General features: G+C 67.1%; 10 protein-coding genes. 7 read left to right on the forward strand and 3 right to left on the reverse strand.

Features of this window, described 5'->3' with window-relative positions:
• Positions 1-32 precede the first annotated feature (32 nt).
• Complete coding sequence (locus IFT55_RS15925; protein ID WP_192093338.1) at positions 33-1,604, forward strand: peptide chain release factor 3; 1,572 nt, start codon at positions 33-35, stop codon at positions 1,602-1,604.
• A 6-nt stretch (positions 1,605-1,610) separates the two neighbouring features.
• On the opposite strand, the gene IFT55_RS15930 is transcribed toward IFT55_RS15925, so the two are convergent.
• The 3 genes from IFT55_RS15930 to IFT55_RS15940 are packed head-to-tail and all read right to left on the reverse strand — an operon-like array spanning position 1,611 to position 3,888.
• On the reverse strand, positions 1,611-2,807 hold the full coding sequence (locus tag IFT55_RS15930; RefSeq protein ID WP_192093351.1) for a spinster family MFS transporter: 1,197 nt from the start codon (positions 2,805-2,807) through the stop codon (positions 1,611-1,613).
• Between the two features lie 53 nt (positions 2,808-2,860).
• Positions 2,861-3,379: a YceD family protein gene (locus tag IFT55_RS15935; RefSeq protein ID WP_192093339.1), complete on the reverse strand. Its 519-nt coding sequence runs from the start codon at positions 3,377-3,379 to the stop codon at positions 2,861-2,863.
• Positions 3,376-3,888 carry a ubiquinol-cytochrome C chaperone family protein gene (locus IFT55_RS15940; RefSeq protein ID WP_192093340.1) on the reverse strand — a complete coding sequence of 171 codons (513 nt, stop codon included), beginning with the start codon at positions 3,886-3,888 and terminating at the stop codon, positions 3,376-3,378. Before IFT55_RS15940 ends, IFT55_RS15935 begins: the two co-directional genes overlap by 4 nt.
• A 117-nt stretch (positions 3,889-4,005) precedes the next feature.
• On the opposite strand from IFT55_RS15940, the gene IFT55_RS15945 reads away from it, so the two are divergent.
• The 6 genes from IFT55_RS15945 to IFT55_RS15970 all read left to right on the forward strand — a co-directional run bounded on the left by IFT55_RS15945 (position 4,006) and on the right by IFT55_RS15970 (position 9,455).
• Positions 4,006-4,479: an outer membrane protein assembly factor BamE gene (locus tag IFT55_RS15945; protein ID WP_192093341.1), complete on the forward strand. Its 474-nt coding sequence runs from the start codon at positions 4,006-4,008 to the stop codon at positions 4,477-4,479.
• Between the two features lie 100 nt (positions 4,480-4,579).
• Complete coding sequence (locus IFT55_RS15950; protein ID WP_192093342.1) at positions 4,580-5,089, forward strand: RcnB family protein; 510 nt, start codon at positions 4,580-4,582, stop codon at positions 5,087-5,089.
• Between the two features lie 208 nt (positions 5,090-5,297).
• Positions 5,298-6,692: a glycosyl transferase family protein gene (locus tag IFT55_RS15955; RefSeq protein WP_192093343.1), complete on the forward strand. Its 1,395-nt coding sequence runs from the start codon at positions 5,298-5,300 to the stop codon at positions 6,690-6,692.
• Between the two features lie 425 nt (positions 6,693-7,117).
• Positions 7,118-7,735, forward strand: coding sequence for a hypothetical protein (locus IFT55_RS15960; protein WP_192093344.1), 618 nt, complete (start codon positions 7,118-7,120; stop codon positions 7,733-7,735).
• A gap of 47 nt (positions 7,736-7,782) precedes the next feature.
• Positions 7,783-8,697 (forward strand): sulfite exporter TauE/SafE family protein, encoded by a 915-nt coding sequence (locus IFT55_RS15965; RefSeq protein WP_192093345.1) that lies wholly within the window; start codon positions 7,783-7,785, stop codon positions 8,695-8,697.
• Positions 8,694-9,455 carry a TIGR02186 family protein gene (locus IFT55_RS15970; RefSeq protein WP_192093346.1) on the forward strand — a complete coding sequence of 254 codons (762 nt, stop codon included), beginning with the start codon at positions 8,694-8,696 and terminating at the stop codon, positions 9,453-9,455. Before IFT55_RS15965 ends, IFT55_RS15970 begins: the two co-directional genes overlap by 4 nt.
• The last annotated feature ends 62 nt before the right edge of the window (positions 9,456-9,517 follow it).

Genomic DNA, 9,517 nt, shown 5'->3' on the forward strand with positions numbered 1-9,517 from the left:
CGAGAACCTCCTGCCCCGCCTACAGCGCGGCGATGACCCAGATATCCGATCGCCGCACCTTCGCGATCATTTCCCACCCCGACGCCGGCAAGACCACGCTGACCGAAAAGCTGTTGCTGTTCGGCGGTGCGATCCATCTGGCGGGTGAGGTCAAGGCACGCGGCGCGGCGCGGCGGGCGCGGTCGGACTGGATGAAGATCGAACAGCAGCGCGGCATTTCGGTCACGTCGTCGGTGATGACGTTCGAACGCAACGGACTGACGTTCAACCTGCTCGACACGCCGGGGCATGAAGATTTCAGCGAAGACACCTATCGCACGCTGACCGCCGTCGATTCGGCGGTGATGGTGATCGACGCCGCGAAGGGGATCGAACCGCAGACGCGCAAGCTGTTCGAAGTGTGCCGGTTGCGATCGGTGCCGATCATCACCTTCGTCAACAAGGTCGATCGCGAGGGCCGCGATCCGTTCGCGCTGCTCGACGAGGTCGCGGACATGCTGCAGCTCGACGTATGTCCGATGACATGGCCGGCGGGCATGGGCGGACAGTTCGAGGGCATTTTCGATCTGGTCGACAACCGGCTGCTCCAGCCCGAGGCCGGCACCAAGGATTTTCAGGGCAAAATCGAACAGTTCAGCGGACTGGACGACGATCGCATCGACGCCGTGCTGTCGGCGGAGGGTGCGGAGCGGCTGCGCGAGGAGGCCGAGCTGGCGATGGGCGGCTATGCCCCGTTCGACGGCGACCGGTATCGCGCAGGTGACCTGACCCCGGTGTATTTCGGGTCAGCGCTAAAAGAGTTCGGCGTCGATTCGCTGATCGACGCGATCGCGCGCCATGCCCCCCCGCCCCGCCCGCAGCCGGCGGAACCCGCCCCGGTCGCGCCGGGCCATGATGAAGTTACCGGCTTCATCTTCAAGGTGCAGGCGAACATGGACCCCAACCACCGCGATCGCATCGCGTTCATGCGGCTGTGTTCGGGCGTATTCAAACGCGGCATGAAGCTGACCCCGACGGGGCACGGCAAGCCGATCGCGATCCACTCGCCGATCCTGTTCTTCGCCCGCGAACGCGAACTGGCGGACGAGGCGTTTCCGGGCGATATCATCGGCATCCCCAATCACGGGACGCTGCGCGTCGGCGACACCCTGTCCGAACGGGCGGATATCCGGTTCACCGGACTGCCCAATTTCGCGCCCGAAATCCTGCGGCGCGTCGTGCTGAAAGACCCGACCAAGACCAAACAGTTGCGCAAGGCGCTGGACGACATGGCCGAAGAGGGCGTGACGCAAGTCTTCTATCCCGAAATCGGATCGAACTGGATCATCGGCGTGGTCGGGCAATTGCAGCTCGAAGTGCTGCTGTCGCGGCTGGATGCGGAATACAAGGTCGCGGCGGGGCTGGAAATGGCACCGTTCGAAACCGCGCGATGGGTGTCGGCAGGCGATGCGACCGACCTGAAGGCATTTACCGACCTGCATCGCACCGCGATGGCGAAGGATCGCGACGGCAATCCGGTGTTCCTCGCGAAAAGCGCGTGGGAGGTCGGCTATATCGCCGACCGCTATGCAAAGGTCACGTTCGCCGCGACGCGCGAGCGCTAACCGCGCCTACGCAACCCAGTCGTGCGCCAGCCGCCGGCTGGCTAGCGCCATCAACGTGCCGGCGACCAGATACAGGCACAGCCCCGCCGCAATCGCATGGCGTAGCGCATCGGCGCCAGACGCCGGGGCCAGCGCGTCCGACAAATATCCGATCGCCCAGCTTCCCAGCCCCAGACCGATCAGGTTGTTGATGAGCAGGAAGCTGGCCGATGCGGTCGCGCGCATGTGTGGCGGCACCAGATGCTGGACGGCGGTCAGCACCGGCCCCAGCCACATATAGACCAGCGCCTGCGGCACGACGAACAGCGCGAACGCCACCGGCCAGCGATCGGACAGCACGCCCGCGATGAACAGCGGCGTCCCCGCGACATAGGCGATGGCGGGGACGAGCGCGTACCAGCGCCGGTCGCGCGCGCCCATTCGGTCGCCCAGCCACCCGCCCAACAGGATGCCCGCGACGCCACCGGTCAGCAGCAGCGCCGCAAGGAACTGCCCGGTCTGGACCAGCGTAAGGCCGAAGCTGCGCATCATCAGGCTCGGCAGCCAGAAGGCGACGCCATAGCCGCACATCGATCCCGCCGCCGCGCCGAACGCCAGCAGCCAGAAGGCGGGCTTGCCCGCCAGCACCGCGAACACGCGGCCCACCGGAAGGGTGTCGGGACAGGTGCCGCGCGGCGGTTCGGCGACGATCCACCGGAACAGCGGTGCCAATGCGACGCCGGCCAGCCCGACCACGAAGAACGCAGTGCGCCATTCCACCGCCTGCGCGATATAGCCGCCGAGCAGCATCCCCGCCGCTGCGCCCAACGGGATGCCGAGCGAATAGACCGCCAGCGCCCGCGCCCGGTGCCGGGGTGCGAACAGCTCGGCGATCACCGCGTAGGATGGCGCAACTCCCCCTGCCTCCCCCACGCCGACACCCAGCCGGAACAGGAACATCTGCGTGAAATTCTGCGCCAGTCCGCACAGCGCGGTAAAGGCGCTCCAGACGCCAAGGCTGATCGTGATGACCCAGGTCCGGCTGGTCCGGTCCGCGACCAGCGCAAGCGGGATCGCCAGCGTCGAATAGAGCGCGGCGAACGCCAGACCGCCCAGCATCCCCAGTTGCCCGTCGCTCAGGCCTAGATCGGCCTTCACCGGTTGCGCGAGGATCGCCAGTATCTGACGGTCAAGGAAATTGAAGCTGTAGACGAGCAACAGCATCGCCAACGCGATCCGCGGCGAGCGCCCTGCCCCCTGTTCCCCGCGCACCTGCGCTACTTCTTCAACAGATCCTTGAGCGCACCCAGCGCCGACAGCGGCGTGACCTCGTCCTCCTTGATGACGCCCGCCTCGCGCAGCGCGGTTTCGGCGTCGGGCGAACGAGGATAGGGATCGAGCGCGAGTGCGAGCGTTTCGGCCGCTGCCTCGCCAAGATCGATCGACTGCCCCTGATAGAACATCGTGTCCATCGCATCGCTCGACAGTTCGAATTCGTCGCTTTCGATCGTGCCTTCGGGCAGGAACCGCAACGTGAAGGGTTCGTCGACCGACTCCGGCACCGGCTGACCACTGGCGACGCACGCCTGCGCGACCTGTGCAGTCAGCCGTCCGGTCGCGACGATACCGGCCGCATCGCGGCGCAGCGCATAGTCGGCGTTGAGCGAATCGAGCGCGAGCAGCCCGAACCGGCCCATCAACCGCCGCCGTTCGTCGGCATCCGCCGCGACCTGCTGGCGCAATTCGCCCTCGCCCAGTTGATCGATGCGCAGCGGACGGTGGAATTCGGGGTTCATCGGGGAAGCTCTCCGGCAACGATTCGGTCGATGGGCACGGCGTCGAGCGCGGTGCGAAGGTCGCGCAGCCGATGCTCGACATGCGCCGTCGCGGCAAGACCGGGGTCTTCGCCGCGATACAGGTTGCGAACCAGCGCGGCGGCAAGGCCGTCGTCCGCCAGCCCGTCGCGATATGCGCCGATCCGCCCGCCCAGCATCGCCATCATCCGCCCGATATGCTTGCCCACGACCATGTCGCCGAACCCGATCTGACGAAGCTGCCCGTCCATGTCGTCGACGAAGCACTCGGCCAGCGACGCGGCGGGTGCGGCGCCCGCCCGTTCGGCCTCCAGCCTCAGCATCGCGATCGACAGCACCGCCGCGATCATGTCGAACCGGCCATCGATCGTGTCGGGCACGCGCCCGTCGATATACCAGTGCGGGGCGCGCGCGCGTTCGACCACGGCGGCATAGAGCGCGGCGGCGGGACGGGGCGGCGGTTCGCGGCGGAACAGATTGGCGAGGCGCATGATACTCCGGGACGCAAAGGGCGCGCTTGTGGATGGCGCGGGTCCGTCATATTGAGCGACAGGCCGCGCGATGCAATCGGGCGCGGCCCGGTTGCGCGTTCGCAGGACGGAGAAGTTATGGTTCGGTTCCCCACCCGCAGCGCCACGGTGCTGCTGATCGCGCTGACCGCGGCCGCCCTGCCTGGCTGTACCAAGCTGCGAAGTCATCAGGGCTATGTGGTCGATCCCGATCTGGTGAACGCGGTGCAGCCGGGCGTCGATACGCGCCAGTCGGTGTTGCAGACGCTGGGCACGCCGACCTTCACCGGCCAGTTTTCCGACCGCGAATGGTTCTATCTGTCGCGCGACAGCCGCAATTACGCGTTCAACCGGCCGCGCGCCGCCAGCCAGACGACGTTGCGGGTCACGTTCGATCCGGCGGGGAACGTGACCGCCATCGACCGGACCGGCGTGGACCAGGTCGCATCGATCAACCCGTCGGATAAGAAGACGCCGACGCTAGGCCGTGAATCGAACTTCTTTAGCGACCTGTTCGGCAATATCGGCACCGTCGGTGCACCCGGTGCCGGCCCGTCGCAGCGGCCCAACTGACGCTCTAGGCTTTCTGTAAGCTTACCAACGCGTTCCCGGATCGTTCAGCCCGGTGACCCTATTCCTGCCTCCATCTTGATCGAAGGACAGGAGGTTTACGATGCGTAGAATCATTCTGGCAGCACTTGCCGCGACGGTATCGCTTTCCGCCGTCGCCCAACCCGCACTGGCGCAATCACGCCACGAATTGCGCCGCGACCGACAGGACATCCGCGAGGAACGCCGCGAATACCGGCAGGCGTTGCGCAGTGGCGACCGGCGCGACATTCGCGACGAACGCCGCGACCTGCAACGTGCGCAGCGCGAATATCGCGAGGACCGACGCGATCGCCAATGGGGCCGCAACGACTGGCGCAGCAATCGCGATCGCAACCGCAGCGTCTATGCGCGCGGCAACTGGAACGCGCCATTCCGCTATCAGTCGTTCCGGCCCGGTGTCGCGATCGGACGACCCTATTATGCGCAGCGTTACTGGATCGCCGATCCGGGCCGCTATCGCCTGCCCCCCGCGCGTGGCTATCAGCGCTGGGTGCGCCATTATGACGATGTGTTGCTGATCGATCAGCGGCGTGGTCGGGTGATCGATGTGATTCGCGGCTTCTACCGCTGACGCGGTTCGGCCGCGCCGGAAAACACTCGGCGCGGCCGGTGCGCGAGCACCAGTCCCGAAAGGGGGATTAAGGACCGTTGCAGCAAACGCATTGGTCCCGATACGGTTCATCCGAGCTTAATAATTATACCGTTGCGCTTGCGAAACGGACTTGCCGACCGCCTATCTGACTTTGTAAATCGATTGCGGGGCATCGGCAGGGGGCGGCATGTTGGCGATCGCAGTCGTGTGGATCGATGCTATCGCACGCGAAGCGATATTGTTCGCCGCGATCGGGTTCCTGATAGGCGGCATCGACGACGCGATCGTTGATGCGGCCTTCTGGATACGCGCGCTGCGTGATCAGCTACGCGGCAGGCGACGACCGATATGCCGCGATTTCCCGATCGACCGGTGCACGGGACGAATGGCGGTGTTCGTTCCCGCGTGGGACGAGGCCGCCGTGATCGGCGCGATGCTACGTGCGACGCTGGCACGGTTCGATCATCCGGACTGGCAGCTATACGCCGGGGCCTACCCCAACGACCGTGCCACGATCAACGCCATTGCGGTGGTGGCGGCACAGGACTCGCGGGTCCGGCTAGTGCTGAACGACCATCCGGGGCCCACGACCAAGGCTGATTGCCTCAACACGCTATGGATGGCCGCGGTACGCGACAGCGTCACCGAGGGCCGCGCGTTCAAGGGCGTCGTGCTCCATGATGCCGAGGACGTGGTCCATCCATGCGAACTGCGGCTGTACGATCGGCTGCTCGACCGCTTCGATGCGGTGCAGATACCGGTACTTCCGCTCGCCGACCCCGCGTCGCGCTGGATATCGGGTCATTATATCGATGAGTTCGCGGAGGCGCATGGCCGGCATCTGCCGGTACGCGGTTCATTGGGCGCGGGGTTGCCGCTGGCGGGCGTAGGCTGTGCGATTTCGGTAACGATGCTGATGCGGATCGCCGGCGCACGCGGTGGGCTGCCGTTTGACGAAACGAGCCTTACCGAGGACGACGAGTTGGGCCTGACCGTCCGTGCACTGGGCGGCCGGGGCGTGTTCGTTGATGCGAAGGACAAGACGAGCGGCGCACCGGTCGCCGTACGCGCCTATTTCCCCGCGACGCTGGACGCGGCGGTGCGTCAAAAGGCGCGCTGGATGACGGGCATCGCACTGGCCGGATGGGACCGGACGGGCTGGCACCGCGCCAGCGGCATTGGCGACCTGTGGATGCGGATGCGCGATCGTCGTGCGATCCTTGCCATTCCGGTGCTGGCGGTCGCGTATCTTGCGCTGGTCGCATGGAGCCTCTCGCTGCTTGCGCACTGGCGGAGCGGCGCAGACCTGCCGGGCGCGACCGAAGGGCTGGAAACGCTGCTGACGGTCAATCTGGTGCTGATGGCGTGGCGGCTGGCGATGCGGGCGACGATGGTCGCGCGACGCTATGGCCCATGGGAAGCAGTGCGGGCGGTCCCGCGTACGTTCGTCGCCAACCTGATCGCGCTGCTGGCGGCACGCCGGGCGCTTGGCCGGTACATCACGCTGCTACGCGGCGGGGTGGTGCGATGGGACAAGACCGCCCATCATTTCCCCGCAACCGTCGATCTACCCGCCGCGTGATGCGCGGCGGGCGGCCGCTGCGTTTTCTGGCGTTGGTGCTGGGCGGATGGATCGGCATGCGGGCCGCGCTGCTATGGCCGGACGCCCCCGATCCGCCCGTCCGGCACCCGGCGGGCAATGCGGGGGACGGTCCATCGGGAGCGGTCGTTCGTGTGGCGTTGCACCCGGGCCCGGTCTTTGGCCCGGCCACGTCCGTCACGCTACCCGCCCCTGCCCGTGCATTGGCACGGGTGCCCACCGGCCTCGCGACGGTCGCGCTGCATCCGTATTCCGCTCAACGGACAGGAATGGTGGCACTGGTCGTTCCTACGTCGGGACCGCCGCAGGGATATCCAACGACCGACCCGCTGCACCCTGCCCCGCCGGCCTCGCCCGGTAATGGACCAATCGAACTCCCGACTTGGCCGGACGGAAGGGTACGGACGATGGTGTCGTTCGGCATATGGGCACTGGCGCGACCCGGTGCGGCAACGGGCGGGCCGGTGCAGTTGGGCGGCGGACAGGCCGGCGCCCGCGTGCGTGTCCCGGTCACCCATGGCGAACGCCTCGCACTGACGGCACGGCTGTCCACGCCGCTGGCCGGGACGGGTCGGGAAGCGGCGGCGGGGATCGAATGGCGACCGTTCGATGCGCCGGTCACGCTGATCGCCGAGCAGCGGGTCGCACTGGACGGCGGGCACGGCGGCACCGGGGTCGGCGTGGTCGCCGGATTGGACCGGGGCGATGCCTCGGTCGGCTTCGCGCTCGAAGCCTATGGGCAGACGGGCGCGGTCGTGCGGGAGCGGATCGAACCCTATGCCGACGGCGCGGTACGGGGGTTGCGACAGGTGGGGGCAACCCCACGTGCCGCCTTGCGGATCGGTGTGGGCGCATGGGGTGGCGCGCAGCGCGGGGCAGGGCGGCTCGATATCGGTCCGACCGCCGTGGTCGCGGTGCCGGTCGGTGGCAAATCCGTCCGGCTGGCAATCGACTGGCGGCAACGCATCGCGGGCAATGCCGACCCCGGATCGGGACCGGCAGTCACGCTGGGCAGCGACTTTTGACGCGCGATCTGGTCGCACCCGCCCGAACGCGGTAATCGTGTCTGGTCATGGACCTTTACCTTCCCATCGCCAACCTGTCGGTCAATGCGCTGGTCATCGTGCTGCTGGGCGGCGGGGTAGGGTTCCTGTCGGGCATGTTCGGGGTCGGCGGCGGGTTCCTGACCACGCCACTGCTGATCTTCTATGGCATTCCGCCCACCGTCGCGGCGGCATCGGCGGCCAGCCAGGTCACGGGTGCCAGCGTATCCGGCGTGTTCGCGCATCTGCGGCGCGGCGGCGTGGATTTCCGCATGGGCGGCGTCCTGGTCGCGGGCGGGGTGCTGGGATCGATCGCCGGGGCGTTCGTGTTCCGGCTGCTGCAATCGAGCGGACAGATCGATACCGTGATCGGCATCCTGTACGTCGTGATGCTGGGATCGATCGGCAGCCTGATGCTGCGCGAGGCGATCGGCGCGGTGCGCGTACTGCGCGGTGCCATCCCGCCGCGACCGGCACGACGGCGGCACCATCCACTCGTCGCGGCGCTGCCGCTACGCTGGCGGTTCTATGCGTCGGGGCTGTATATCTCGCCATTGGCGCCATTGCTGCTGGGGTTCGCAACGGGCATCCTGACCGTGCTGCTGGGGGTCGGCGGCGGATTCATCCTCGTGCCGGCGATGCTGTTCCTGCTAGGTATGGGGACACGCGTCGTGGTGGGCACCTCGCTGTTCCAAATCCTGTTCGTCACCGCCGCCGCGACGATGGTGCATGCGCTCACCACCAAGGCGGTGGATATCGTGCTGGCGGTGCTGCTGCTGATCGGATCGGTGACTGGCGCACAGATCGGCGCGCGGTTCGCGCAGCGGGCCAAGCCCGAATATCTGCGGCTGGCGCTGGCGATCATCGTGCTGGCGGTGGCGTTCCGCATGGCTTTGGGCCTGGGGTGGCGACCCGATGATATCTATACGGTACAGCCGGCATGAAGCGCGCGCTGGCCATCGCCTGCCTCGCACCGTTGGCGATGGGGGCGGCCGCGCCGGTGCTGGTTCCCGATGTGTCGAGCCGCGACATCCGCATCGCATATAGCTTCACTGGCGCGGAACTGCTGTTGTTCGGCACGATCCTATATCCCGGCGGACGCGTGCCACAGGGCGATCGGCCGGCGGATATCGTCGTGGTCGTCCGGGGACCGCCTGAATCGATCGTGGTGCGCGAAAAGGAGAAGGTCGCCGGCATCTGGGTCAATGCCGACCGCATGCGCTATCGATCGGCGCCGTCCTTCTACGCGATCGCATCGTCGCGTCCGGTGGATCGGATCGTCGACGACCGCACGCGCGCGATCTACGAACTGGGGCTGGACAGCCTGCAACTGTCACCCGCCGCAGGAACATCGGCGCGCGAGCAGGCCCGGTTCGGGCAGGGATTTGTAGATTTGCGCCGCCGGGCCGGACTGTATCGCGAGTCGCCGGCAGCGGTCGAGATCACCGACGACGTACTGTATCGCGCAGCGATCACGATTCCCGCGCGTGTGCCGGTCGGCCGCTTCACTGCCGAAACCTTCCTGATCCGCGACGGACGGGTGCTGGCCGCGGCGGTACGGGAAATCGATATCCGCAAATCCGGGTTCGAGCGCTTCGTAGCGATGGCGGCGGAGGACGCATCGATCCTGTACGGACTCGTAGCGGTGATATTGTCGATCGGGTTCGGCTGGGCGGCCGGCGCATTGTGGCGACGGTTCTAGGACGGATCGACATTCAGCGCGACGGCGGCGGCCACCTGCACGACCGCCACCCTCACCCTGTT

Origin of the sequence: Sphingomonas sp. CFBP 13720 (genome assembly GCF_014842075.1) — a bacterium.
Lineage (GTDB): Bacteria > Pseudomonadota > Alphaproteobacteria > Sphingomonadales > Sphingomonadaceae > Sphingomonas.